We start from the raw sequence: 24168 nt of genomic DNA on the forward strand, positions 1-24168 counted from the left end.
TTCACCGGCATTCGCAATAAGTACTTACTTACCATATTTGGACAAGCAGCACCCTCTTCTCCCCCGCCCTGACAAGCGCCCAAGACGAGACAGTAAGTAAATGCTTACATTGACGTATCGATTCGTCAAGAGTGCGCTGCATGCTCCGGCCGGGAGGCGTCGGCCTTCCCCGCTCGTACCGCGCACGGCGCAATTGGCGGGGATGAGCGCGGAGCGGGGTTGACCTCCATCGGCGCATGGGGAAGTTGGCAGGAATGCCAGGTCGCGCCGACGGGATGCGCTGCCAAAGCGCCCCCCCGATTGGCCCGGGTTCCATCAAGGACGACAGTGATACCGTGAAACGTCAGACGAAAAAGGCGCAAGCCGACCAAAAGAGCGAGACTGGCGCGGCGGGGCCCGATAGCCGGCAACGACTGCTCAAGGCCGCCTACGAGGAGTTTTCCGCGAACGGTTTTTCGGGCGCGCGGATCGAGCGCATCACCGCCGCCGCCGACGTCAACGTCCGCATGATCTACCATCATTTCGGCAACAAGCTCGGCCTGCTCGAAGCGGTTCTTTCGGAGATCTTCCTCAGCCGCCAGGAACAGATGGGCACGCTGCCCGAGCGGATCGACGATTTCCTGCTGTTCCTGTTCGACGGCTATGCCTCCGACCGCCACCGGGTGCGCCTGCTCGAATGGGAAGCGCTCGAAGCGACCGCTGTCGGCGCCGACCGCCCGCCGAGCCGCGACGTGACCGATGTCGAGGGCCGCAGGGCCGCCCTGCAACGCCGGGTCGACACGATTCGCGAGGCGCAGGAACGCGGCGAAGCCTCGTCCGAGATCGAGCCCGAAGTGCTTTATCTGATCCTCGTCGCGCTGGCGATTTACCCGATGAGCTTCCCCCAGTCGGTCAGCATCGCGCTTAACGAAGACCCCGAAAGCGAGGAATTCCAGGCGCGTTACCGCAAGGCGCTGAAGAAGGTCGGGCGGCTCCTGCTGCAACCCACGCGAGACGAGTAAGGCACCTCCCGCCCCGCTCTTTCGTCATTTCGCCGACGGAGACCGGTTGCCAAGCTCGAGGATGGTAAGTAAACGATTACTTGAATGACCTTGGGAGGGTTGTCGAAATGATCGGATTGCTTCGTTCTGCCGCAGGGGGCAGGCCTGAATCGGAAGCCGCATGTGCCGGGCCATGTCCGCAAGCGAGGGCCATGTGAGCGCGCCACTCATCCCGGCAGGCGCGATCTTTCCGATCATCTGGGTCTTTCTGGCCATCATCGCGCTCACGCTGGCGCTGGAACGGAGCCGGCTGAAGAAATATCTGCCCGGCCCGGTCACGGTGATCATCATCCCCTGTGCGCTCGCCAATCTGGGGGTCATCCCCTCGTCCGCGCCCGAATACGATGCGATTTACCAGTTCAGCGTGCCGGTCGGCGTTGCGCTGCTGCTGCTGCGCGCCGACATCGGCGAAATCGTCCGCCGCTCGGGCAGCATGCTCGGCCTGTTCTTCGTCGGCCTGCTCGCCAGCTACATCGGCATCGGCATCGCCTTCATGACCGTCGATGTGGGCGTACACGGGGCCGATGTGGCGGCGGTTCTGGTCGCCTATCTTACCGGAAGCACGGTGAATGTGGTGGCCACCGCGCAGGCCGTGCAGATGGACCCAACCTTCCTCACCGCCGCGATTGCGGGCTGTGCCTTTGTCCTGCCCGCCTATCTCGGCGCGGCCACCTATCTGATGCGCAGCGAGGCGCTTGGACGGTTCCTGCGCGCCGCCCCCGGCTCCAGCCTCGCCGCCGCTGCGCCCTCCGTCGCCGAAGCCGAACCGGTCGAAGAACAGGCCCCGCCGCGCCCGCCAATGGGGATGCTGATCGCGCTGCTCTATGGCATCGGCATCTTCGTTGCGGTGGACTGGGTGATGCGCGCACTCGGCCTTGGCCACCTGACGATCCTCGCGATCACCGTGGTGGCGATTGCAGTGCCCAACCTGTTCAAGGGGATCCGCCGACTTGTCAGCGGCGACCGTGAACTCGGCCTTGTCCTCATGTTCCTGTTCGTCAGCGCCATCGCCGCCCAGATCGACGTGTTCAGCATGGGCGAGCAGGCGCTGCAGGTCGCGCTGTTTGCGACGCTGGCACTGGTCATCCATCTGGTGGTGCTGCTGATCGGCGGACGCATTCTGCGCGCCGATCCGCACCAGCTGTTCCTCGCCTCGCTGTGCGGAGTCGGCGGCCCGCCCTCGGCTGCCGCCGTCGCTGCGGCGCAGGGGCGTGAAGACCTCGTCATGCCGTCGATCCTGTGCGGACTGGCTGGCATCATGCTCGGCAATTTCGCCGCAATTGCCTGCTTCCACCTGCTCTCCTGAGCGCCAGCAGACCGCTCCCGCCAGCTCACAATCCCGCAGGCCAATTCCAGCGCGTCCGCTTCAGGGCTCGCGAGACAGCGCGCGCATCGTCCTTTGTCATTGGCTTGAAAGCACAAAACCGATAGGCTGCTAAGCGGATCACTGTGCCTGCCCCGGGCGCTCATGAATGCGGGAGAATAGCGACATGGCCATCACGGTCACCATCAACAACGAAACGCGCGAGATCGACGCGCCGGGCGAGATGCCCCTGCTCTGGGCGCTGCGCCAGGAACTGGGCATGGTCGGCACCAAGTTCGGCTGCGGCATCGGCATGTGCGGTGCCTGCACCGTCCACCTCGACGGGCAGGCCGTGCGCTCGTGCTCGCTGCCGCTTTCGGCTATTGGCGACAAGAAAGTCTCCACCATCGAACACCTCGCGCAGTCCGAGGTCGGACAGGCGCTGCAACAGGCGTGGCTCGATGAGGACGTGATGCAGTGCGGCTATTGCCAGGCCGGACAGCTGATGAGCGCCACCGCGCTGCTCAACAAGAACGCCACCCCCTCGGATGCCGAGATCGACGCGGCCATGCAGGGCAACATCTGCCGCTGCGCCTGCTACACCCGGATCAAGACCGCCATCGCGCAGGTCTCGCGCAAGGAGGACACGGTCAATGTCTGAGGCAACCACCCTTTCGCGCCGCACCCTGCTCAAGGTTTCGGCGCTGGCCGGCGGCGGCTTTGCGCTGAGCGCCACCATGCCGATGGTCGCCCGCGCCGTTGGCGCCGAGGCGGCGGCTCCGGCCGAGCTGACGGCCTTCGTCACCATCGCGCCCGACAACACGATCACCATCATCGGCAAGAACCCGGAGATCGGTCAGGGCATCAAGACCTCGCTGCCGATGATCGTGGCCGAGGAACTCGATGCCGACTGGGATCTGGTCAGAATCGAGATGGCCGATACCAACATGGCCAAATACGGCCCTCAGCTGGCAGGCGGCTCGTTCTCGACTCCGATGAACTGGATGCCGATGCGCCAGACCGGCGCCACGGCGCGCGCGATGCTGATCGCCGCCGCGGCGCAGAAGTGGGGTGTCCCCGTCGCTTCGCTCGGCACCGAGCCGGGCAAGGTGGTCGAGAAAGCCTCGGGCCGCTCGGCGACCTATGGCGAACTGGCCAGTCTCGCTGCCACCATGCCGGTGCCCGATCCCGAGAGCCTGACGCTCAAGGATCAGGCCGATTTCCGCATCATCGGTCGCGCCATCGGCGGGATCGACAGCCCGAAGATCGTGCGCGGTGAGCCGATCTTCGGTGTCGATACGCAGCTGCCCGGTATGGTCTATGCCGCCTACGAGCGCTCGCCCGTGTTCGGTGCCTCGCTCAAGGGCGCCGATGTCGAGGCCGCCAAGGCCCAGCCCGGCGTGATCGACGCCTTCATCGTGCGCGGCAACGGCAAGGCCGACGAGCTGGTCGACGGCGTGGCCGTGGTCGCCTCCAACTGGTGGCTCGCCAACCGCGCCCGCAGCGTATTGAAGCCCGAGTGGGACAACGGCGAATGGGCCAGCCACTCCACCGCAGGCTATGCCGCGCGGGCCAAGGAGCTGATGGACGGCGGCAAGGCGGCCCAGGTGTTCGGCGAACGCGGCGACATGGCCGCAGCGCTCGCCTCGGCGGCCAAGGTCGTCACGGCCGACTATGCCTATCCGTTCCTCGCCCACGCGGCGATGGAGCCGATGAACTGCACCGCGCTGATGCGTGAAGACGGCGTGATGGAGATGTGGGCTCCCTCGCAGACTCCGCAGGGCGGCCTTGCCTCCGTAGCGGAGTATCTCGGAGTGCCGCCGGAGAAGGTGATCGTCCACATCACCCGCATGGGCGGCGGCTTCGGGCGGCGTCTGAACAACGACTACATGGTGCAGGTCGCGGCCATCGCCAAGGAAATGCCCGGCACCCCGGTGCAGCTGATCTGGAGCCGCGAGGACGACGTGCGGAGCGACTTCTATCGCCCCGCCGGCTGGCACCGCCTGACCGCCTCGCTCGACGCCGACGGCAAGATGACGGGCCTGAAGGACCACTTCGTCACCTTCGATCTGGGCGACAGCCCGTTCAATCCGGCGCTGATGGCGCCCGACACCTTCCCCGCCAAGCTGATGGACAACCTGCTGCTTGAGCAGGACATGCTGCGGACCGCGATCCCGATGGGTGCCCTGCGCGCGCCCAACAGCAACGCGCTGGCCTTCGTCACGCAGAGCTTCCTCGACGAGGTGGCCCACGAAACGGGCAAGGATCTGCCGACGCTGCTGATGGAGATCGTGGAGGGCGCCGAGACCGAACCGACCACCATGGGCTTCACCGGCCCCACCCCCGGCTTCAACCCCGACCGCCTGCGCGCAGTCACGCGCAAGGTCATGGACATGGCCGAATGGGGCAAGCCGGTGGCTGACGGGCACGCGCTTGGCTTCGGCTATTACTGGAGCCACCAGGGCTATTTCGCCGAGGTGGTCGAGGTGTCGCTGTCCGACCGCAAGCAGGTCCAGGTGCACAATGTCTGGTGTGCGGGCGATGTCGGCAACCAGATCATCAACCCGTTCGGCGCGCTCAATCAGGTGCAGGGCTCGATCATCGACGGCATCGGTCAGGCCATGCAGCTCGCGGTCGAGATCGAGGGCGGCGCGGCGAAGCAGTCGAACTTCCACAACTACCCGCTGCCGCGCATGCCGATGACACCGCAGATCCACATCGAGTGGGTGAAGTCGGACCATGCGCCGACCGGGCTTGGCGAACCGGCCCTGCCGCCGGTGATCCCGGCGCTGACCAACGCGCTGTTTGCCCTCACCGGCAAGCGCGTGCGCAGCCTGCCGATCGATACGAGCCTGTTTGCCTGAGGGTGACGGGTCAGGACTCAGGTTCCTGACCCCGCCCCGATCCGTCACCCCGCGCTTGATGCGGGGCCAGGCTTTCCTGGCCTGGAGTGGGATGCCATAGCATCGACGCCCAAAGCCCTTCCCTGTGGGGAAGGGTTGGGATGGGGGTTCCCACGCCAGCCAGCGTCGAGCCCCCACCCCCAGCCCCTCCCCAAGGGGAGGGGAGCAAGGTGGATCAGCGTAATGTCATCAGAAGCTGCGCCCCGGCCCGCATCACGTGTGGGCCGAGGCAAGGCGGAGAGGGCACGACCCTCGCCTCCCTCACCCCATCTCCACCACCTGCCCTGCCAGCCGCTCGACCTCGGCGCGGCTGTGGCTGACGAGCAGGATCGGCACGCCTATCGCATCGCGAATGCGCTCGATCAGGCCGAGCAGCGCCTCGGCGCGGGCGGCGTCGAGCGAAGCGGTCGGCTCGTCGAGCAACAGGAAGCGCGGGGCCGCCAATAGCGCACGGGCAATCGCCACACGGCGGACCTCGCCGCCCGAGAGATTGGCGGTCCGCCGGTCCAGCAGATCGCCAATGTCGAGCAGGCCCGCCACCTCGTCGCGCGTGATCCAGCGCTCAGCAGGCAGGGCCAGCCGCTCGCCATAGGCAAGGTTCGCACGCACGCTCATATGCGGGAACAGCCGTCCGTCCTGAAACACGTAACCGGCCCGGCGTGCTTCGGGGGCAAGGTCGATCCGCTGTGCGCTGTCGAACAGCACCTCGCCTGCGGCCACCACCCGCCCCTCGTGCGGGCGCAGCAGTCCGGCGATGGCGTTCAGCACGCTGGTCTTGCCCGCGCCCGAGGGGCCGACCAGCGCGGTCAGCCGCGCCTCGGAGGCGAAGTCGGCGGCGATCTCCGCCTCCCCCAGCGACAGTCTCAGCCGCACCTCAAAGGACATGGGCACGGCTCCCGCCCGAGCGGCGCACCAGCCACTCCGACACCATCAGCGCCCCCAGCGACAGCACGATGGCCATGATCGCCAGCCGCGCCACCGCCCCCTCGCTGCCCGGGACTTGCAGCCCGGTGTAGATGGCGAGCGGCAGGGTGCGGGTCTGCCCCGCGATATTGGCGGCAAAGGTAATGGTCGCGCCGAACTCGCCCAGCGAGCGGGCAAAGCCCAGCATTGCGCCCGCCGCAATCCCCGGCAGGCTGAGCGGCAAGGTGATCGTGACGAAGGCGCGCAAGGGCGATGCCCCCAGCGTGCGCGCCGCCTCGACCAGCTTGCGGTCCACCGCCTCGATCGAGAGCCGCATCGCGCGCACCATCAGCGGCAGCGCCATCACCGCCGCCGCCAGCGCCGCGCCGGCCCATGTGAACACCAGCGAGATGCCAAAGGTCTGTTCAAGCCAGTGGCCAATCGGTCCGTTGCGTCCGAAGGCCAGCAACAGCAGCCAGCCCGTCACCACCGGCGGCAGCACCAGCGGCAGGTGTACCGCGGCATCGAGCAGCATCCGCCCCGGAAACCGCCGCCGCGCGATCAGCCAGGCCAGCGCATAGGCCACCGGCAGGCTCGCCAGCACCGCCACGAGGCTCACCTTGAGCGACAGGGCGATCACCGCCCATTCGGCTGCTGACAACCAGCCGCTCATCGACTGGCGGAAAAGCCGTGCCGGGCAAGAATCGCCTGACCTGCGGGGGATGCCAGGTACGTGGCGAACTCCTCTGCCTCCGGATGGTTGGAAGCAGCCAGCGCAGCCATCGGATAACGGATCGGCTCATGCGTTTCAGGGGGGAAGGTAGCCAGCACCCTGACCTTGTCCGAAGCCAGCGCATCGGTGGCATAGACGATGCCAAGGTCGACCTCGCCCCGCTCGACCAGCGCCAGCGCGGCGCGCACGTTCTCGGCCGGGACGATCCGTTGGGCAAAACTCCCGGCCAGACCCATCTGCGTGAGCGCCGCCATGGCATAGCGACCCGCGGGCACGGTCTCCGGCTCGGCGATGGCAAGGCGTCCGCTATAGGCGCGCAGTACGTCAGCGGCCTCCGCGCTGCTGCTTTCAGGCTTGCCCGGTGCCACCAGCACCAGCGTATTGCCCGCGACAGTGCGCCGCGTGCCGGGGCGCAGCAGGTGCTCGCCCTCCATCCAGTCCATCCACTGCTCGTCAGCGGTCACGACCAGATCCGCCGGCGCGCCCTCGGCGGCCTGACGCGCGACAACCGCGCTCGATGCGAAGGACAGCAGCGGACGCGCATGGCCGGTGTCGGCCCAGTTTTGGGCAGCTTCCTCCAGCGCTTCCTGCATACTTGCCGCGGCCAGCACCACGGGCGCATCGCTCGCCTCGCTCTCGCCCTGGCAAGCAACCAGCAAGGCACTGACCAGAGCCAGAAACAGGGCGAAAAATGACGGAAAACTGCGCATGTTCCGCACGCTATATATCCATGTATATGGCAGGTCCATCGCAAACGCCGATACCGGCCTGACGGGAATGCAGCTTTCTAGCGCCCTTGCGCCTCGACCCGCGAAGCGATGCGCCCCTTGCGCGCACGCTTGCCCTGCTTCGTGAGTGCTCCTGCACGCAGGGCAAATTCGCGCGGACGCCGGATCGGCACGCACATCACGCAGCGCACGCCCTCGGGCTCGAAGGTCAGTTCGACCGGGTTGCTGAGTTCGTGGGCAACGATACGCTCGATCAGATCGGTGCCGAACCCGCGCCCGCGCTCCTGCTTGACCGGCGGGCCGCCGCGCTCCAGCCATTCGATCCGCACCAGCTCGGCGCTGACGATCTCCCAAGTCACCCGCAGATTGCCATCGGGCACGCTGAGCGCGCCGTATTTGGCGGCATTGGTGGCCAGCTCGTGCACCGCAAGCCCGAGCGACAGGGCCTCGTTGGGGGCCAGGTTCACCGCCTCACCTTCGATCACCAGCGTATGATCGCCGCTGGTGGCATAGGGCAGCAGTTCGGCCTCGATCACCGCGCCGACCGGGGTCGATCCCCAATCGGACTGGGTCAGCAGATCGTGCGTGGCCGACAGCGCGCGGATGCGCCCGGTAAGCGATTCGGCGAAGCTGTCGAGATCCTCGCTGCGACGGCGGGTCAGCGAGATGATCGACAGCACGTTGGCGAGCGTGTTCTTCACCCGGTGGTTCAGCTCGCGCGTGAGAGAATTGCGGATCGAAGCCTGCTCGCCATACCAGGCAAGCGCCGCCTCGTCCTCCTCGGCCTGTTGCGTGAGCAGGCGCACCACCACGGCCAGCAGGCTTGCCACCAGCAGGCCGAAGATCAGCGTCGCAAAGGCAAGGCCCGACAGCAATCCGCCACCGCTGCGGCTTACCACCAGCAGCCAGGTGTTGTTGGCAATGGTCACTTCGCGCCGGTTGCGATGGGCGCCGGGGTCCTCTTCGCCGATCGTGCTCGCCATCAACGTGCCGGGGTGGGCCCGGTCGCCATCGAACAGCTGGACGCCATATTGCCCGGCCTCCTCAAGTTCGAGCGCCGCGTGGAGGAACTGGTCGGCGCTGAAGGGGCTGTAGATATACCCCTTGAGCGCACGCCCGCCGCGGGCCGGAGAATAGACGGGCATGTAGATCAGAAAGCCCGGCGCATCGCCGCCGCCTTCCTGCTGCAGCACCACCGCATCGCTCGCCGTCGGGCTGGCCGAGACCGCCGCCTCGATCATGGCAGACCGGCGCAAGGGCTCCGAATACATGTCATAGCCCAGCGCACGCAGCGCACGATCGTTCTGGGGATGAAGGTAGGTGACCGGGACGGCAAAGGGCTGGCTGCCGTCAGGGCGCGGATACAGCGGATGCGGCGAGCCGTAGTCGCGCAGCATCAGCGCATTGAACGCATCCTCCTCGCCTGGCCGCACGACTGCCGCCCAACCGATGCCGTCGTTGCCGCGGAAATCGGAATCGAGCCGCAATTCGGATACGAACCGGCGGAATTCCCCTTCCGGGATTTCGCCAAGCGTCGACAGCAGGGCGGCACCGGCGCGCAGGTAAGCGCTGGAGGCATTGGCGCGGCGTTCCAGCGCGGAGGCGATCGCATCGGTGCGCGCGGTCAACTGCGCCGAAGCGCGTTGTGCCTCGCCACGCTCAATGGCGAAAGCGCTGAGCACGGCGATGGCGCTGATGAGCAGAAAAATGCCAAGCGGCAGGGCTCGCGGGAACTGCACCAGCCACCGCTTCGCATCCTTGCGTCTGCCCTGCTGCTGAGAGTTCACCAGTTGCCCTTCAACACCCCGGATGCGCACACTACCGTCACTCGTGGCATCCTGTAACTGCCCATAGCCGGATCAGCCCTCTTGGCAATTTCTCCGGCTCAATTTACTTCACAAGCAATTCGGGGAACCAGACGCGAGCCGTTTCGTTCCAAGAAAGCCAATTCATATGCCCGAACACCGATGGGCACACTCTGATAAACGGAAAAGTGCGGACCAACGATGACGAAAGGCCAAACCGGCAAGGAAAAAGCGATGGGTGAACCCGAATGGGCCAATGGGCTCAAACAACTTTATGACTCCGTCGTGGATGAACCACTGCCCGATTCCTTTCGCGATCTTCTGTCCAAACTCGACGGCAGCGCCCAGGGAGAAAGCAGCGCACAGCAATGAGCGGCTCTGTGAGGGAAGCGCCGAGCAAGCGCGAGCGTAGCGCCGCTGATCGTAGCGATTTCAAACGGGAACTGACCGAGGTCATCCCCCACCTGCGCGCCTTTGCGCGCGGTTTGTGCGGCAGGCCCGACATGGCCGACGATCTGGTGCAGGAAGCGCTGATGAAAGCCTGGGCCGCGCAAGAGCGGTTCGAACCGGGCACGTCGATGCGCGCATGGACCTTCGTGATCCTGCGCAATGCCTATCTCACCGACATGCGCCGCAATCGTTTCCGCGGCGAATACGACGAAGGCGTGGCCGAACGCACGCTGACCGAGCCCGCCGGTCAGGAAGAGCCGATGCACCTGTCGGACATGCACCGTGCGCTGCTGACGCTGCCGGCAGAACGGCGCGAGGCGCTGCTGCTGGTCGGCGCAGGCGGCTTCTCTTACGAAGAGGCTGCCGAGATCTGCGGCTGTGCTGTGGGCACGATCAAGAGCCGCGTGGGCCGGGCCCGCTCGGCACTGTCGGCCATGCTCGAAAGCGGTAACATTCCCGACCGGTCAAGCGACGATCCATCCGCCCACCGCGCCATTCTCGATGAGCTGGGCAGGGTCGCCGCCGGAATGGGCGTGGCCGAACCGACCCGATGACCAGCACCCGGTGAGCGTCGGGTGAGCGTCGAGCCGACGGGCCACACGGCCGAACCTGATCCCCAGCCCGGCCAGCAACTCAGCTTTGCCGCGCAAGAGCTGCGCCTGATTTCGGCGTTGGTGTTCCTGATGGCGCTGGGGCTATTTCTCGCGCTGCCCTTTGTGCTGTCGATCGGCTCGGTGGTGTTCCTGCCGCTGGTCTCGGCGGTGATCCTCACCATTATCCTCTCGCCGCTGGCCGACAAGCTGGCGAGCTGGGGGGTGCCGAACTTCCCGGCGTCGCTGCTGGCACTGCTGGCCTTTCTCGGCGTGCTGGCACTCGCCCTCACGGTCGTGCTGCAACCGGCGGTGTCGCTGTTCGACGACGTACCCGCCATGGTGGCGCAGGTGCAGAAGCACTTTGCCGAACTGCGCGTGACCTTCAGCTGGGTGACCGACCTCAACCAGCAACTCGGCGGCTTCGACGAGGGCAAGGAAGTGCGCGAGGTGGTGCTGGCGACGCCCAGTTTCCTCGAACAGCTGGCCTTTGCCACGCCAACCGTGCTGCTGGAGGTGCTGCTCACCTTCATGATGGCCTTTTTCATGATCGAAGCGCGCATTCGCCTGCGCCGCCGCCTGCTGCTTGATCGCCAGCAGGTGGGCGCCAGCCTCAAGGCCGCGCGCGCCATGCGCGAGGTGCAGGACCGGGTCGCGGCCTATATCCTTACCGTCGGGCTCATCAACACCGGGGTCGGTGTCGTGGTAACGCTGGGGGCCTGGGTGATGGGTCTTGATGCGCCGATGATGTGGGGCGGCCTTGCTGCCCTGCTCAATTTCGTGCCCTATGTCGGCCCATTGGCGATGGTCGGGCTGCTGTCGCTGTTCGGGATCGGCTCGGCGGATCACCTGCTGGTCGGCCTCATTCCGGCGGCTGCCTATCTCGGGCTGCACACGATCGAAGCCAATATCGTGACCCCCGCCGTGCTCGGCGCACGCTTCACGATGAACCCGGTGCTGATCCTGCTTGCTCTCACCTATTTCGGGTGGATCTGGGGCGTGGCGGGCGCTCTGCTGTCGGTGCCGATCCTGCTGACGCTGACCGCGCTGATCGATCACCTCGGCCGGCCCAATTTCATCGGCTTCCTGTTCGGCGAGCCGCTGTTCGCCGCCAACGTGCTCGATCTGCAAAACGACGACTGACGCCGATACGAAAAGACCCGCCCCGGCCTGATGCCAGAGCGGGTCTTTTCGTGATTATCGGACCGTCAGATCAGGCCGGGTAGGTCCAGGCCGAACCGCGGGCGAGGTTATCCGCCGCGAAGTCCCAGTTCAGGTGGCCATCGACCACCGCCGAGAGATAGCTCGGGCGGGCGTTCTGGTGATCGAGGTAGTAGGCGTGCTCCCACACGTCGATGGTCAGCAGCGGGTTGAAGCCGCTGTCGGCCAGCGTGTCGCCGTCGTGGGTCTCTTCGATCGAGAGCTTGCCGTCCTTCTCGGCCAGCCACACCCAGCCGCTGGCGAAGTGACCGGCGCCGCGATCCTTCAGCTTGGTCTTCAGCTCGTCGAGCGAGCCGAAAGCCTCGTCGATCTTGCTGGCGAGATCGCCCGAGGGGCCATTGGTCGAGGGAGCGAGCGAGTGCCAGTAGAACCCGTGGTTCCAGCTCTGCGCCGCGTTGTTGAACAGGCCCTGGTTCGAGCCGCGCGCGGCCACGATCACGTCTTCGAGCGGCTTGCCATCAAGCTCGCCGCCTTCGACGGCAGCGTTGGTCTTGTCGATATAGGCCTTGTGGTGCTTGCCGTGGTGGAAGCTGAGCGTCTCGGCGGTGACGGCCGGGGCCAGCGCTTCGCTGTCGTAGGGCAGGTCGATAAGGGTGAATGCCATTTGAGGGTCCTTCCTGTCTCTCGGGTCGTAACTGATTTCCCAACGCGCGAACCGCAGCCGGGTTGCATAAGCAAGACAAGGAGCCATCTCGGGCGTGACAAGCCCGATTTCAAGCGGCAAAGCAGAGCCAGCACGCGCATTTCGACAAGTTCAGGGAATTCAATGGGACGCACCTACTTCGGAACCGACGGCATTCGCGGCCGCGCCAACGGCAAAAAGCTGACCGCATCGCTGGCGATGAAGGTCGGCATGGCGGCGGGCCAGCACTTCCTGCGCGGCACGCACCGGCACCGGGTGGTGATCGGCAAGGACACGCGCCTGTCGGGCTACATGATGGAGAACGCGCTGGTGGCAGGCTTCACCAGCGTGGGCATGGACGTGATCATGACCGGCCCCCTGCCCACCCCCGCTGTGGCCCTGCTCGCGCGCGAAATGCGCGCCGATCTTGGCGTGATGATCTCGGCCAGCCACAACCCCTTCGGTGACAACGGCATCAAGCTGTTCGGCCCTGACGGGTTCAAACTGTCGGACGAGGACGAACGGCAGATCGAACAACTGCTCGGCGAGGAACAGACTCTCGCCGAGGGGGCCGACATCGGCCGTGCCCGCCGGATCGAAGACGCGCGCGGGCGTTATATTCACGCGGTGAAGCAGTCGCTGCCAAGCAACGTGCGGCTCGACGGCCTCAAGATCGTGGTCGATTGCGCCCATGGCGCGGCCTATCAGGTCGCCCCCACCGCGATCTGGGAGCTGGGCGCGAAGGTCATCGCCATGGGTGTCGAACCCAATGGCCTCAACATCAACGACGGCGTCGGTTCGACTTCGCTCGATGCGGTGAAGGCGCGCGTGGTCGCGGAAGGGGCCGACCTTGGCATTGCGCTCGATGGCGATGCCGACCGGCTGATCGTGATCGACGAGAAAGGCGAGGCGGTCGACGGCGACCAGATCATGGCGCTGATCGGCTCGCGCCTTGCCGAACGCGGCCAGCTCAAGGGCGGCGGCGTGGTGGCGACGGTGATGAGCAACCTCGGGCTCGAACGCTTCCTCGATGCGCGCGGGCTGGCGCTGGTGCGCGCCAAGGTCGGCGACCGCTACGTGCTCGAAGCGATGAAGGCGGGCGGATACAACGTCGGCGGCGAACAGTCCGGGCATATGATCCTGCTCGACCACGCCACCACCGGCGATGGCACCGTGGCCGCGCTGCAAGTGCTGGCGGCGCTGGTACAGAGCGGCAAGCCCGCGAGCGAATTGCTCCACCTGTTCGATCCGGTGCCGCAGCTGCTGAAGAACGTGCGCTACGATGGCGGCGACCCGCTGGCGGCGGACAGTGTGCAGACGGTGATCGCCGAGGCCGAGCGCGAGCTGGTCGGCAAGGGCCGGCTGGTGATCCGCAAGTCGGGCACCGAGCCGCTGGTGCGCGTCATGGCCGAGGGTGACGATGCGGCGCAGGTCGAGGCGGTGGTGGACCGGATCTGCGACGCGGTGCAGGCAGCGGCGTGACTGTCCAGCCGCTCGCCCTGAGCCCACCCCCGCTCGCCCTGAGCTTGTCGAAGGGCAGCCACCACATTGCGGCAAGGGCTGTGGCTATCCTTCCACAAGCTCAGGATGAGCGGGAGGGGCGACAATGAGCAAGCGCCCTCCCCGCGTCCTCGTCATCGCCGGATCGGACAGCTCCGGCGGCGCGGGCATTCAGGCCGACATCAAGACCATCACCATGCTCGGCGGCTATGCGATGACCGCGATCACCGCCGTCACCGCACAGAATACCCGCGGCGTGCGCGGGGTGGAGGTGCTGTCGCCCGACTTCGTGGCGGCGCAGATCGACGCCTGCATGGAGGACATCGGCGTTGAGGCGGTGAAGATCGGCATGCTCGGCAATGCCGATGTCGCCGAGGTCGTGGCTGACCGGCTGGAAGACCTGCCCTGCCCGATCGTGTTCGATCCGGTCATGGTGACGACGAGCGGCTCGGTGCTGGCAGACGAAGCCACCATAGAGGTGTTCGAGTGGCTGATGGAGCTGGCCACGCTGACGACACCCAATGTGCCCGAACTCGAAGTGCTTGGCGGTGCAGCGGCGCTGACGAGCAAGGGCATTGCCTTTCTCGCCAAGGGCGGCGATGCCGATGGACCGATGGTGGAAGACCGGCTCGTGCTGCCGGGCAAGCCGGACAAGGTGTGGAGCGAGGCGCGCATCGTCACCCGCCACACCCACGGCACCGGCTGCACGCTCGCCAGCGCGATCGCGACACACCTCGCGCGCGGGGCTCCGCTTGAGGAAGCGATTGAGAAAGCCCGTCAGTTCGTGCGCGAGGCACTCCACGCCGCGCCCGGTTATGGTGGCGGCGCGGGGCCGATGGGGCATCAGGCGGTGCGGCTGGATTAAGCACACCAAACCCGCTCATCCTGAGCTTGTCGAAGGACTGCTTTTCCTTCCGCGCCAAGGTTCAAGGCAAAGAACAATGCTTCGACAAGCTCAGCATGAGCGGGAAAAAGACTGGAGGTGTTCCCCTAAGCCTCCAGCTCGTAAAACTGGGCAATGTGCTTCCACGCCTGCTCGGCCGTCTCGACCCGCTGAAACAGGTCAAGGTCGGCGGCATTGATCGTGCCCTCCTCGACCAGCGCCTCGAAGTTGATCACCCGGTCCCAGAAATTCTTGCCGAACAGCAGCACCGGGATCGGCTTCATCTTGCCGGTCTGGATCAGCGTCAGCAGTTCGAACAGCTCGTCACAGGTGCCGAAGCCGCCGGGGAACACCGCCACGGCCCGCGCGCGGATCAGGAAGTGCATCTTGCGCAGCGCGAAATAGTGGAAGTTGAGCGACAGATAGGGCGTCACATAGGTGTTGGGCGCCTGCTCATGCGGCAGCACGATGTTGAGTCCGACGCTCTCGGCCCCGGCCTCGCTCGCGCCGCGGTTGGCCGCCTCCATGATCGACGGCCCGCCGCCCGAGCAGACCACGAACTGGCGCTGCCCGTTCTCGATAATGCTCTTCTCGCTCACCAGCTTCGCCAGCTTCTGCGCCTCGACGTAGTAGCGTGACTTCTCCGCCAGCTTCTCGGCAATCTTCTTTTCTTCCGGCGTCTTTGCGCGCGCCATCACCTCGTCGATCTGCTCGGGCGCGGGGATGCGGGCCGAACCGTACATCACCAGCGTCGAGCCGACCCGCGCTTCCTCCAGCACCATCTCCGGCTTGAGCAGTTCAAGCTGGAAGCGGATCGGGCGCAGTTCCTCGCGCAACAGGAAATCGGTGTCGCGGAAGGCCAGTTTGTAGCTGGGGTGGCGCGTCTGCGCCGTATCCTCGGGGGCACGGTCGGCGAACCCGGCTTCGGCATCGGCATGATAGAACTTGTGGTCGACCAAATCGCGGTCGCTGGGCTTCTCGCTCACAGGCGGTCCTCTTCTCGCTTCGTTCGAAGTCCGCCTAGAGGTTCGCCGGGCAAGACGGAAGAGGAGATGGCCGGGATCGCTCCCGACCACCTGACAATTGGCTGCCGGAACCGCGCTGGCTCAGTCGACCGGCGCGACCGTGATGTGCGCAAGGTCGAGCGTCGCGTCGAGCGGCACCTGACATGCCAGACGCGAACCTGCCGCGCGATGGTCCGAACCGTCGAGCAGGCCGCCCTCGTCACGCGAAACCGGCGACAACCGCGGCAGAAAGGCCTCGTCGATGATCACATGGCAGGTGGCGCACGAGCAATGGCCGCCGCACAGCGCGAATTCGTCGGTCAGGCCATAGTCGCGGATCGCCTCCATCAAGGTGCCATCGGGCGTGGTCTTGATGGCATGGGTCTTCCCATCGCGATCGGTGAGGGTGAACGTAATCATTGCACAATGCTCCTGTGGGCGCGGATCGCGCCGGGTGTAGATGGATGCTGCGGTGCAGGCTCAGCCTGCGTGGCCGGGTTCCAGTGTCTCGGCCGGGCTGTCCGCCGTCTCGGCCAGCTCCAGATCAAGCGCGCGCCTGAGGGTGCGGCGGAACAGGTAGGGCTCAAGGAAGCGGCCGAGAAGATAGAGCGCAACGAACAGACCGGCGAGAACATAGGACGGCGTCGTCGGCAGCTTTTCCTTCTTCTGCTCGCCCTCCTGTTCCATCCGCGCCTTCTTCTGCTCCAGCGTTTCGGGAGCCGGTGCGCCCAGCGCCTCGTCGATCCAGTGATGCGGCGCGGGCTCTTTCTCTTCCTCGTCACCGGCCTTCTCGCCCTTGGCCTCCACCGCTTCGGCCTTGCGGTCTTCCCAATGGTTGATGGCGACCGCGATCTGCGCAAAACCCACGAAGAACAGCGGTGCCAGCAGCACCAGCGCCAGCGCATTGCTCTTCACATCGTAGAGGAGCCGGGTCAGTCCACCCTGCTGCTCGACGGCGAACACGCCTCGGGAGAAGGTCGCCAGCCGGTCCTGCGCCGCCGGATTGCCCTTCACATAGGTCAGCGTGTTGTCGCCATAGTCGCAGCGGGTGCTGTCTTCGTCGACCAGCGGTTTGAGCCGGGCGAAGGTCTCTTCGGTGGTCAGCGGCGGGTCGATGGCGATCGCACCGCGGGTGCGCCAGGCCCAGTCGATGAAAGGCAGGTTCACTGTGGCAATCTCCGGTTCCTGGCGCGCAGGCACAGGCCGACCGTCCCGCCCGAACAGGGGGCGAGGTGGTGACGGCGTGCTTGCAATGAACTTGGCTGGGGCCCCCGGCCCGCGTGTCAGGCCGGGGGTGGGGTATTATTCAGCGGGTACGGCGCTCGGCTTGTGAAACTTCGCCCGCAGCCACTGTTTGGTGGTGTTGTATCCCTCGGAGAACGGGAAATGCATGGCTTCCGAGATCGTCATCCGGCGGCCACCCTCCATGCCGAGCTTTTCCGCCTCGCCATCGACACAGGTGCCGAACAGGCGATCGAAGATGATCCAGGTGGAGCCGTAGTTGCTGCGGCTGGCTTCATAGTCCTGCGAGTGGTGCACGCTGTGATGCTCGGTGGTGTTGAACAGGAACCGCCACCAGCCCGGCGTATTGAAGCGCACGTTGATGTGCTGATAGGTGCCGATAGCGAGGCCGAAGGTGCCCGCCAGCAGCGCCGCACGCGGCAGGAAGTCGAAGAAGCCGCCGACGCCAAGGCCGATCAGGAACAACTCGACCGGGTTGCCGACCGCGCCCTTGTTGATGTTGAGTTGGGTGATGTAGTGGTGCGGCGCGTGGGTCAGCCACAGCGGATACCAGTTGTGCATCCCGCGGTGCATCCAGTACTGGCCGAAGTCGAACAGCAGCGAGATCGCCAGCGCCTGTATCAGCAGCGGCATCCCTGCGAACCAGTCCAGTTTGCTCCAGTCGGCGGCGCCCTGCACCGCCTCGATGATGACATCGTCGCCCAGATAGGCGCCCATCATGCGCACGACGGTGTAGCCCATGCCGACGTAGAACAGGTCGGTCACCGCCTCTTTCCAGGTCAACATCCAGCTGCGGTGGCGCGGCGCCATGAATTCGAGCGCAATCAGGAAGGCCCGGAAGCTCAGGCTGATGATGATCGCCGTCTGCGCAGTGGCGATGGAATTTGGCGCGTAATACCAGAAGGCCAGCAGCGCGAGCAGACTCGCGGGCTGAAAATAGGTGAAGAAAGCCACTTTCCACGGCCCGCCCTGCACCTTCGGTACATTCTCCCAACCCACCGTTACCGGTGCTTCGGTGCCAATGATTCTGTTCCCTACTCGGACCCCGGCCATGCGCATTCTCCATTTGCCGGGCCTCTGCGGCCCGGGCGATTGCAGAATCTCTCCCGGCGAACGTTGTGCTCTTATGGCTATGAAGAGGAGGCTATAGGTATTAACGATCAGGTCAAGCGTAATAACGCAGGAAAAGTCAATTTTTGCGAGTCAACCACGCACGATTGCGGCTCAACCGCGCGCGATATAAGCACGCCAACCACCCAGAGAGGTGATTTCCTCCGCTCCATCGGTGGCGCGCGGCTCGGCGACGAATCCCTTTACGCTGGTGCCGTCGGCGAGAGTGACGGTGCCGATGGCGAGCGGCGCGGGCACCTCGGCGGTGAAGCTGCCGAAGGCGGCGACATCCAGCTCATAGACCTCGACCGCGATGGCCGCGCCATCCTCGCTGTAGACCAGCGCAGGCTTGGGCGGGACGCTGTTGGCCATGGCATAGAGGCGGTAGCTGGGCGCGGTTTCGGTCGCGCAGACGAACTTTGCCTCGCGCGAGGTCAGCTGCCAGTGCAGCGGCATATCCTTGAGGTGCGCGCCGACGACGGCCAGTTTCACGGTTTCCATCTTTCCCTCCATGTCGAGCGGCGGCGGAGCAGGCAGCTCCGCTCCGGCGAGATAGGTTTTTCCGGCCTCGACCAGCGCCAGGTCGCTGCCCGCCGGGCCGATCAGCGTGATGCCGAAGCCGGTCCCGTTGGCGCGCTGGCCCGCCGGCAGCGCGAGCGCGGCCATGTCGAGCAGGTTCACGAAATTGGTGTAGGCCCCGAGGTTCGAGTTGAGCGCGACCGGCGCGGCGGCCAGTTCGCTCACGCGGTAGGTGGTGCCGGTGGTGGGGAAGGCGAGCATCCCCACCTCTTCCCACATCTGCTCGGCCTGCCGTTGCAGTGCGGCAAGGCGGTAGATCCCGTTGAACAACGCGACCGCCGAAATGTCCTCCCCCGGCGCGACCACGGTGCGAACCGTGGGGTCGATGGCCTCGGGGTTGCTTTTGAGCAGCGCCTCGATGGCGGCGGTGCGCTCGGCCACCCACGGGCCGGAATAGAGCAAGGCCGCCGCTTCGGAGAGAAAAGCGGTGTCGATCTCGACGATCTCGCCCTGCCCCGCCAGCTTTTCCAGCGCCTGATCGTAGAGGTATTCTGAGCGCGCATCGCCGAAGAACTGGCGCTGATTGCGCATGGGCACGCCAATACGCGTCGAGGGCAGCGGACGGTCGACCAGTGGCTTGGAATAGGCATCGACCGGATCGAACCCGGCAATCACCTCGTCGACCAGCGCGGCATCGTCGAGCTTGTCGGTGAACACCGAGATGCAGTCGAGCGTGCGGCAGGCCGGGACCAGTCCTTGCGTGCTCCAGCGCCCCTTGCTCGGCTTGAGCCCGATGAGGTGATTGAACGCCGCAGGCACCCGGCCCGAACCGGCGGTATCGGTGCCGAGCGCAAAGGCCACCAGCCCCGCCGCCACGGCCACCGCCGAGCCCGAACTCGATCCGCCGCTTACGTAAGCGAGGTTCGAGGTGTTGCGCGGAATGCCATAAGGGCTGCGCGTGCCGACCAGCCCGGTGGCGAACTGATCGAGGTTGGTCTTGCCGACACAGATCGCCCCCGCCGCCAGCAGCTTGCGCACCACCGTGGCCGAATCGTCGGGATCGTAGGCGAAGTCCGGACAGGCGGCGGTGGTCATGAAGCCGAGGACGTCGATATTGTCCTTCACCGCGAAGGGCACGCCCGCCAGCGGCAGGCTCTGGCCCGCGGCAATCCGCGCATCGACCGCCTGCGCCGCCGCCAGCAGCGCGGAAGGTTCGGCACGGCTGATCCATGCTTGCGGCTGGACCTTGTCGTAGAGCGCAAGCCGTTCGAGCACGTCGGCGATCACGTCCTGCGCCGAGGTCTCCCCGGCATTGACCTTGGCGGCGATAGCCCCCGCGCTCAGGCGTTCGAGCGCGCTCATGCGCCAGCCGCCAGCGCCAGCAGCGGCGCGCCGGGGGTGATGTTCTGCGCCTCCTCGATATAGAGCGCGGAGATGGTCCCCGCAGCGGGGCTTTCGAGCGGGCATTCCATCTTCATCGCCTCGATCACGGCGATGGTCTGGCCCGCCTCGACCGCGTCGCCCTGCTTGACCAGCAGCTTCCACACGTTGCCGCCAAACGGAGCCTCCACCACCTCGGAGCCCTCGGGCACCTCGACCGCCGGCTCGTCCAGAACCGCGCCCTCCGCATCCTCGACCAGTTCGGACACACGGTCGAACTCTCCGTTACGCTCCCACTCGGCGCGTTCGGCGTCGAACGCGGCCTGGCGGTGCTGCTGGAAGGCCTCGATGGACTCCGCGTTATCAGCGAGGAACTGGCGGTAGTCGGCCAGCCGGAACTCCGACTGCTCGACCTCGATGCTGCGACGACCGGCGGGAAAATCGCGCCGCCATTCCTCCAGCTCCTCGGCGCTGACCTCATAGAAGCGGATCTGGTCGAAGAAGCGCAGCAGCCACGGTTTGCCATCGACGAAGGCGTCGGTCTGGCGATAGGTGTTCCACACCTGAATGGTGCGCCCGAACAGCTGATAACCGCCCGGCCCCTCCATCCCGTAGATGCACATATAGGCCCCGCCGATGCCGACCACGTTGGGCGGGGTCCAGGTGCGCGCGGGGTTGTACTTCGTCGTCACCAGCCGGTGGCGCGGATCGACCGGCGTGGCGACCGGCGCGCCGAGGTAAACGTCGCCCAGACCCATCACCAGATAGCTGGCGTCGAACACCACGGAGCGCACCGCGTCCTCGTCTTCCAACCCGTTGATGCGGCGGATGAACTCGATGTTGTCGGGGCACCAGGGCGCGTCCTTGCGCACGGCGGCAATGTACTTCTCGATGGTTTCGAGCGTCGCCGGATCGCGCCAGCTCAGCGGCAGGTGGACGATGCGCGAGGGGATGGTGAAATCGTCGAGTTCGCCCAGCTCCTCTTCCGCCGCCATCAGCGCCGCGAGCGCGGCGGCCTGATCGAGTTGCTTGCCATCGAAGTGAAGCTGCAACGAGCGGATACCGGGCACGATGTCGATCACGCCCGCCAATGCCTTGGCCTCCAGCACCGTCATCAGCGCGTGGACGCGGATGCGCAGCTCCAGATCGAGTACGATCGGGCCATATTCGACGAGGATATTGCGGTCGCCCTGCTGGCGATAGACGGTGCGCGGACGGTGCCCGCTGGCCTCGGTCTGCGCGAGCACCGGCGAGAGGTCGGCCACGGCCTTGCCGCTCTCCGCCACCTCGGGCTTGCCGAAAGCGAGCGCCTCGCGGTTGGCCGCCTCTGCCGTGGCGATATCGACCGGCAAGAAGCGCAGCCGGTTGCCCGGCGCGAGCTGGCCGATCTTCCACCGGTCTGCCGCGATCACCACGAAGGGGCAGACGAACCCGCCCAGCGACGGCCCGTCCGGCCCGAGAATGATCGGCATATCGCCGGTAAAGTCGACCGCACCGATGGCATAGGGGTTGTCGTGGATGTTCGAGGGGTGGAGCCCCGCCTCACCGCCGTCCTTGCGCGCCCATTCGGGCTTGGGGCCGACCAGCCGCACGCCGGTGCGGTTGGAGTTGTAATGCACCTTCCACTCGGCCTCGACCACGCTGGCGATGTCGGCCTCGGTGAAGAAGTCAGGCGCGCCGTGGGGGCCGTACAGCACGCGGATTTCCCAGCGCTGGCCATAGTCCTCCTGCGCGCCCACACCCTCGGCCAGCGCCGGATCGACCGGAGCGCCGCCAAGGTGCAGCGTATCGCCGGCCAGCAGACGCCGCGCGGCATGGCCGCCGAACTGGCCCAGCTCGAAGGTCGCATGGCTATCGAGATAGGGCGCGATATCGAGCCCGCCCGCAAACAGGATATAGCCGCGCATCCCGCCGCCGCTCACCCGGCCCAGCGCCAGCGTCTGCCCCTCGGCAACCGAGAAGGGCACGCCGCGCGCCACCGGCTCGCCATCGAGCTTTGCACCGAAATCGGCCCCGGTCAGGCATAGCGTGGCGGGCGCGTTGAACTGGAGCGTCGGGCCGGTGAAGGTGACTTCGAGCCCCGCCGTCCCTTCCGGATTGCCGAGCGCCAGATTGCCCATGCGGAACGAGTTATCGTCCATCGGACCTGACGGCGGCACCCCGATCGACCACAATCCCTCGCGGCCCGGCCAGTCCTGCACGGTGGTCGCGGTGCCACCGGAAATCACGCGGACCGAGCGCGGGTGATAGCCCACGGTGTCGAGCATTCGGGTGTAGACCTGTCCGCTTGCGAACCGCTCGTCGCGCACGACATCGCGCAGCCAGCGCAGGTTGGTCTCGATCCCGTCAATCCGGCTTTCGCCCAGCGCGCTCTGCATGGCGGCAATGGCGGCTTCGCGGCTCTCGGCATGGGTGATCAGCTTGGCGATCATCGGATCGTACCAGGCGCTGACCGTGCTGCCCGCCTCGCACCAGGTATCGGCGCGGATATTGGCCGGGAATTGCAGCGCGGTGAGCGTGCCTGTGGTGGGGCGATAGTCGAGCGCCGGATCTTCGGCATAGACGCGCACCTGCACCGCGTGGCCCCTGGGCTCGGGCGCGGGGGCGTCGAGGTAGGCATAGTCGCCCGTGCCGCCGCGCAGCATCCATTCGACCAGATCGATCCCCATCACCTCTTCGGTGACGCCGTGTTCGACCTGCAGCCGGGTGTTCATTTCGAGGAAGTAGAACTCCTCACGCTCGGCATCGTAGAGGAACTCCACCGTCCCCGCCGAGCGATAGCTGGCCGCCTCGGCCAGCCGCACTGCCGCCGCCAGCAGGTTCTCGCGCACCGCCTGCGGCAGAAGCGGCGCGGGCGCTTCCTCGACCACCTTCTGGTTGCGCCGTTGCAGCGAGCAGTCGCGCTCGCCCAGCGCCATGACGCGGCCTTCGCCGTCGCCAAAGATCTGCACCTCGATATGGCGCGCCTTCGCGATGTAGCGTTCGAGGAACACACCCGTATCGCCGAAGCTCGCCCCGCCCTGCCGTGCGACCCCAGCAAAGCCGTCACGCACCTCGGCCTCGCTCTGGCAGATGCGCATGCCGATGCCGCCGCCGCCAGCGGTCGCCTTGAGGATGACCGGATAGCCGATGGCGTTCGCCGCCGCCGCCGCCTCGTCCTCGTCGGTGAGGAGGTTGGTGCCGGGCGCGAGCGGGATCGCGTGCTCCTCGGCCAAGGCGCGCGCGCTGTGCTTGAGGCCGAACACGCGGATATGCTCGGGGCGCGGGCCGACGAAGGCGATGCCCGCCGCCTCGCAGGCCTCGGCGAATTCGGCGTTCTCGGCGAGGAAGCCATAGCCCGGATGGATCATCGTCGCGCCGGTTTCCTTCGCGGCGGCGAGGATCGCGGGCACGTTGAGATAGCTTTCCGCCGCCGCTGCCGGGCCGATGCACACGGCGGCATCGGCCTGCGCCACGTGAAGCGATTCCGCGTCAGCTTCCGAATAGACCGCGACCGAGCGCAGCCCCATCTGGCGGACGGTGCGGATGATGCGGGTGGCGATCGCTCCACGGTTGGCGATCAGAACCGTGCCCTTGCTCATGCTGCGACGATCATCCGCACCGGGGTGGGGTTGAAGGCGTTGCACGGGTTGTTGATCTGCGGGCAATTCGAAACGACCACGATAATATCCATCTCGGCGCGCAGATCGACCGTGAGGCCGGGCGCGGAAATTCCGTCGACAATGCCCAGCGAGCCATCGGCTTCGACCGGCACGTTCATGAAGAAGTTGATGTTGGGCACCATGTCGCGCTTGCCCCGCCCCTCGGTGAGGTTGGCTTCGAGGAAGTTGTCGACACAGGCATGCTGCGCCTTGGTGTGGTGGCCATAGCGCAGCGTGTTCGATTCGCACGAACAGGCGCCGCCGATGGTATCGTGATAGTCGACCGAGGTGCCGGTGATCGTCGCCATGGGCCGCCCCTCGTTCGAGCGCAGCACGCTGCCCTGCCGCAGAAACAGGTTGCCCTGCGCCGAGACGGTGTCCTGCGCGCTGTAGCGCTCGACATCGTCGGCGGCGGAATAGAGCAGGAAGTCGACCGCCTGATTGCCCTCGACATCGACGATGCGCAGGGTCTGGCCCTTGGCCACGTGGTGCAGCCATGGCGCGCGAGCGGGCACCAGTTCGTCGTGGATTATGGTGCCGGAAAGGCCTTCAGTTCCCGGGTCAGCAGTCATCGTTGGGCAAACCTTTCCG

21 protein-coding genes are annotated in these 24168 nt (G+C 66.2%); 9 read left to right on the forward strand and 12 right to left on the reverse strand.

The genetic code is table 11. The annotated features are described in order from the left end of the window. The first annotated feature begins 335 nt into the window (after nucleotides 1-335). The 4 genes from D2V17_RS16940 (at nucleotide 336) to D2V17_RS16955 (ending at nucleotide 5207) form a co-directional block, all read left to right on the forward strand. A complete protein-coding gene (locus D2V17_RS16940) occupies nucleotides 336-1001 on the forward strand; it encodes a TetR/AcrR family transcriptional regulator (protein ID WP_191229257.1) in 666 nt (221 codons plus the stop codon). Between the two features lie 172 nt (nucleotides 1002-1173). Beyond that, a complete protein-coding gene (locus tag D2V17_RS16945) occupies nucleotides 1174-2346 on the forward strand; it encodes a DUF819 family protein (protein WP_220474148.1) in 1173 nt (390 codons plus the stop codon). A gap of 184 nt (nucleotides 2347-2530) precedes the next feature. Then, nucleotides 2531-3004 (forward strand): (2Fe-2S)-binding protein, encoded by a 474-nt coding sequence (locus tag D2V17_RS16950; protein WP_119594161.1) that lies wholly within the window; start codon nucleotides 2531-2533, stop codon nucleotides 3002-3004. Continuing rightward, complete coding sequence (locus tag D2V17_RS16955; protein WP_119594163.1) at nucleotides 2997-5207, forward strand: xanthine dehydrogenase family protein molybdopterin-binding subunit; 2211 nt, start codon at nucleotides 2997-2999, stop codon at nucleotides 5205-5207. The genes D2V17_RS16950 and D2V17_RS16955 overlap by 8 nt, the downstream gene beginning before the upstream one ends. Nucleotides 5208-5507: 300 nt before the next feature. On the opposite strand, the gene D2V17_RS16960 is transcribed toward D2V17_RS16955, so the two are convergent. From D2V17_RS16960 to D2V17_RS16975, 4 genes are all read right to left on the reverse strand, one after another. Continuing rightward, the gene (locus D2V17_RS16960; protein WP_119594165.1) at nucleotides 5508-6131 is read right to left on the reverse strand and encodes an ATP-binding cassette domain-containing protein; all 624 of its coding nucleotides are present in this window, start codon (nucleotides 6129-6131) and stop codon (nucleotides 5508-5510) included. After that, the gene (modB, locus tag D2V17_RS16965; protein ID WP_119594167.1) at nucleotides 6121-6822 is read right to left on the reverse strand and encodes a molybdate ABC transporter permease subunit; all 702 of its coding nucleotides are present in this window, start codon (nucleotides 6820-6822) and stop codon (nucleotides 6121-6123) included. The genes D2V17_RS16960 and modB overlap by 11 nt, the downstream gene beginning before the upstream one ends. After that, nucleotides 6819-7592 carry a molybdate ABC transporter substrate-binding protein gene (modA, locus tag D2V17_RS16970; RefSeq protein WP_119594169.1) on the reverse strand — a complete coding sequence of 258 codons (774 nt, stop codon included), beginning with the start codon at nucleotides 7590-7592 and terminating at the stop codon, nucleotides 6819-6821. Before modA ends, modB begins: the two co-directional genes overlap by 4 nt. A 77-nt stretch (nucleotides 7593-7669) precedes the next feature. Next, nucleotides 7670-9397, reverse strand: coding sequence for a CHASE domain-containing protein (locus D2V17_RS16975; protein ID WP_245978776.1), 1728 nt, complete (start codon nucleotides 9395-9397; stop codon nucleotides 7670-7672). Between the two features lie 219 nt (nucleotides 9398-9616). Between D2V17_RS16975 and D2V17_RS21450 the strand changes: the two genes are divergently transcribed. From D2V17_RS21450 to D2V17_RS16985, 3 genes are read left to right on the forward strand one after another with little or no spacing between them, the layout of a single operon-like run. Continuing rightward, a complete protein-coding gene (locus tag D2V17_RS21450; RefSeq protein WP_191229259.1) occupies nucleotides 9617-9787 on the forward strand; it encodes a NepR family anti-sigma factor in 171 nt (56 codons plus the stop codon). Further along, nucleotides 9784-10419, forward strand: coding sequence for a sigma-70 family RNA polymerase sigma factor (locus tag D2V17_RS16980; RefSeq protein WP_119594171.1), 636 nt, complete (start codon nucleotides 9784-9786; stop codon nucleotides 10417-10419). Before D2V17_RS21450 ends, D2V17_RS16980 begins: the two co-directional genes overlap by 4 nt. A 21-nt stretch (nucleotides 10420-10440) precedes the next feature. Beyond that, on the forward strand, nucleotides 10441-11598 hold the full coding sequence (locus D2V17_RS16985; protein ID WP_245978777.1) for an AI-2E family transporter: 1158 nt from the start codon (nucleotides 10441-10443) through the stop codon (nucleotides 11596-11598). Nucleotides 11599-11668: 70 nt separating this feature from the next. Here the strand turns inward: D2V17_RS16985 and D2V17_RS16990 are convergent, their stop codons facing one another. Next, nucleotides 11669-12280 (reverse strand): superoxide dismutase, encoded by a 612-nt coding sequence (locus D2V17_RS16990; protein WP_119594173.1) that lies wholly within the window; start codon nucleotides 12278-12280, stop codon nucleotides 11669-11671. Between the two features lie 162 nt (nucleotides 12281-12442). Between D2V17_RS16990 and glmM the strand changes: the two genes are divergently transcribed. After that, nucleotides 12443-13780 (forward strand): phosphoglucosamine mutase, encoded by a 1338-nt coding sequence (gene glmM, locus D2V17_RS16995; RefSeq protein WP_119594175.1) that lies wholly within the window; start codon nucleotides 12443-12445, stop codon nucleotides 13778-13780. Nucleotides 13781-13904: 124 nt separating this feature from the next. Then, complete coding sequence (gene thiD / locus D2V17_RS17000; RefSeq protein WP_119594177.1) at nucleotides 13905-14663, forward strand: bifunctional hydroxymethylpyrimidine kinase/phosphomethylpyrimidine kinase; 759 nt, start codon at nucleotides 13905-13907, stop codon at nucleotides 14661-14663. 125 nt (nucleotides 14664-14788) lie between these two features. On the opposite strand, the gene D2V17_RS17005 is transcribed toward thiD, so the two are convergent. From D2V17_RS17005 to D2V17_RS17035, 7 genes are all read right to left on the reverse strand, one after another. Next, complete coding sequence (locus D2V17_RS17005) at nucleotides 14789-15667, reverse strand: LOG family protein (RefSeq protein WP_119594179.1); 879 nt, start codon at nucleotides 15665-15667, stop codon at nucleotides 14789-14791. Between the two features lie 120 nt (nucleotides 15668-15787). After that, nucleotides 15788-16105, reverse strand: a complete 318-nt coding sequence (locus tag D2V17_RS17010; RefSeq protein ID WP_119594181.1) for a 2Fe-2S iron-sulfur cluster-binding protein — start codon at nucleotides 16103-16105, stop codon at nucleotides 15788-15790. A 60-nt stretch (nucleotides 16106-16165) separates the two neighbouring features. Next, the gene (locus D2V17_RS17015) at nucleotides 16166-16852 is read right to left on the reverse strand and encodes a hypothetical protein (RefSeq protein ID WP_119594183.1); all 687 of its coding nucleotides are present in this window, start codon (nucleotides 16850-16852) and stop codon (nucleotides 16166-16168) included. A gap of 135 nt (nucleotides 16853-16987) precedes the next feature. Then, on the reverse strand, nucleotides 16988-17980 hold the full coding sequence (locus D2V17_RS17020) for a sterol desaturase family protein (RefSeq protein WP_119594185.1): 993 nt from the start codon (nucleotides 17978-17980) through the stop codon (nucleotides 16988-16990). Nucleotides 17981-18151: 171 nt separating this feature from the next. Next, on the reverse strand, nucleotides 18152-19918 hold the full coding sequence (atzF, locus tag D2V17_RS17025) for an allophanate hydrolase (RefSeq protein WP_119594187.1): 1767 nt from the start codon (nucleotides 19916-19918) through the stop codon (nucleotides 18152-18154). After that, nucleotides 19915-23517, reverse strand: coding sequence for an urea carboxylase (uca, locus tag D2V17_RS17030; protein WP_119594189.1), 3603 nt, complete (start codon nucleotides 23515-23517; stop codon nucleotides 19915-19917). Before uca ends, atzF begins: the two co-directional genes overlap by 4 nt. Continuing rightward, nucleotides 23514-24149: an urea amidolyase associated protein UAAP2 gene (locus D2V17_RS17035; RefSeq protein WP_119594190.1), complete on the reverse strand. Its 636-nt coding sequence runs from the start codon at nucleotides 24147-24149 to the stop codon at nucleotides 23514-23516. Before D2V17_RS17035 ends, uca begins: the two co-directional genes overlap by 4 nt. Nucleotides 24150-24168: the final 19 nt, after the last annotated feature.

Source organism: Aurantiacibacter xanthus (genome assembly GCF_003584015.1).
In the GTDB taxonomy this organism is placed as follows: domain Bacteria; phylum Pseudomonadota; class Alphaproteobacteria; order Sphingomonadales; family Sphingomonadaceae; genus Alteraurantiacibacter; species Alteraurantiacibacter xanthus.

Coding starts and splice junctions, on each gene's coding strand:
- D2V17_RS16945 (WP_220474148.1), top strand. CDS start 1,174: ATGTCCGCAAGCGAGGGCCATGTGAGCGCGCCACTCATCCCGGCAGGC.
- D2V17_RS16950 (WP_119594161.1), top strand. CDS start 2,531: ATGGCCATCACGGTCACCATCAACAACGAAACGCGCGAGATCGACGCG.
- D2V17_RS16955 (WP_119594163.1), top strand. CDS start 2,997: ATGTCTGAGGCAACCACCCTTTCGCGCCGCACCCTGCTCAAGGTTTCG.
- D2V17_RS16960 (WP_119594165.1), bottom strand. CDS start 6,131: ATGTCCTTTGAGGTGCGGCTGAGACTGTCGCTGGGGGAGGCGGAGATC.
- modB (WP_119594167.1), bottom strand. CDS start 6,822: ATGAGCGGCTGGTTGTCAGCAGCCGAATGGGCGGTGATCGCCCTGTCG.
- modA (WP_119594169.1), bottom strand. CDS start 7,592: ATGCGCAGTTTTCCGTCATTTTTCGCCCTGTTTCTGGCTCTGGTCAGT.
- D2V17_RS21450 (WP_191229259.1), top strand. CDS start 9,617: ATGACGAAAGGCCAAACCGGCAAGGAAAAAGCGATGGGTGAACCCGAA.
- D2V17_RS16980 (WP_119594171.1), top strand. CDS start 9,784: ATGAGCGGCTCTGTGAGGGAAGCGCCGAGCAAGCGCGAGCGTAGCGCC.
- D2V17_RS16990 (WP_119594173.1), bottom strand. CDS start 12,280: ATGGCATTCACCCTTATCGACCTGCCCTACGACAGCGAAGCGCTGGCC.
- glmM (WP_119594175.1), top strand. CDS start 12,443: ATGGGACGCACCTACTTCGGAACCGACGGCATTCGCGGCCGCGCCAAC.
- thiD (WP_119594177.1), top strand. CDS start 13,905: ATGAGCAAGCGCCCTCCCCGCGTCCTCGTCATCGCCGGATCGGACAGC.
- D2V17_RS17010 (WP_119594181.1), bottom strand. CDS start 16,105: ATGATTACGTTCACCCTCACCGATCGCGATGGGAAGACCCATGCCATC.
- D2V17_RS17020 (WP_119594185.1), bottom strand. CDS start 17,980: ATGGCCGGGGTCCGAGTAGGGAACAGAATCATTGGCACCGAAGCACCG.
- atzF (WP_119594187.1), bottom strand. CDS start 19,918: ATGAGCGCGCTCGAACGCCTGAGCGCGGGGGCTATCGCCGCCAAGGTC.
- uca (WP_119594189.1), bottom strand. CDS start 23,517: ATGAGCAAGGGCACGGTTCTGATCGCCAACCGTGGAGCGATCGCCACC.
- D2V17_RS17035 (WP_119594190.1), bottom strand. CDS start 24,149: ATGACTGCTGACCCGGGAACTGAAGGCCTTTCCGGCACCATAATCCAC.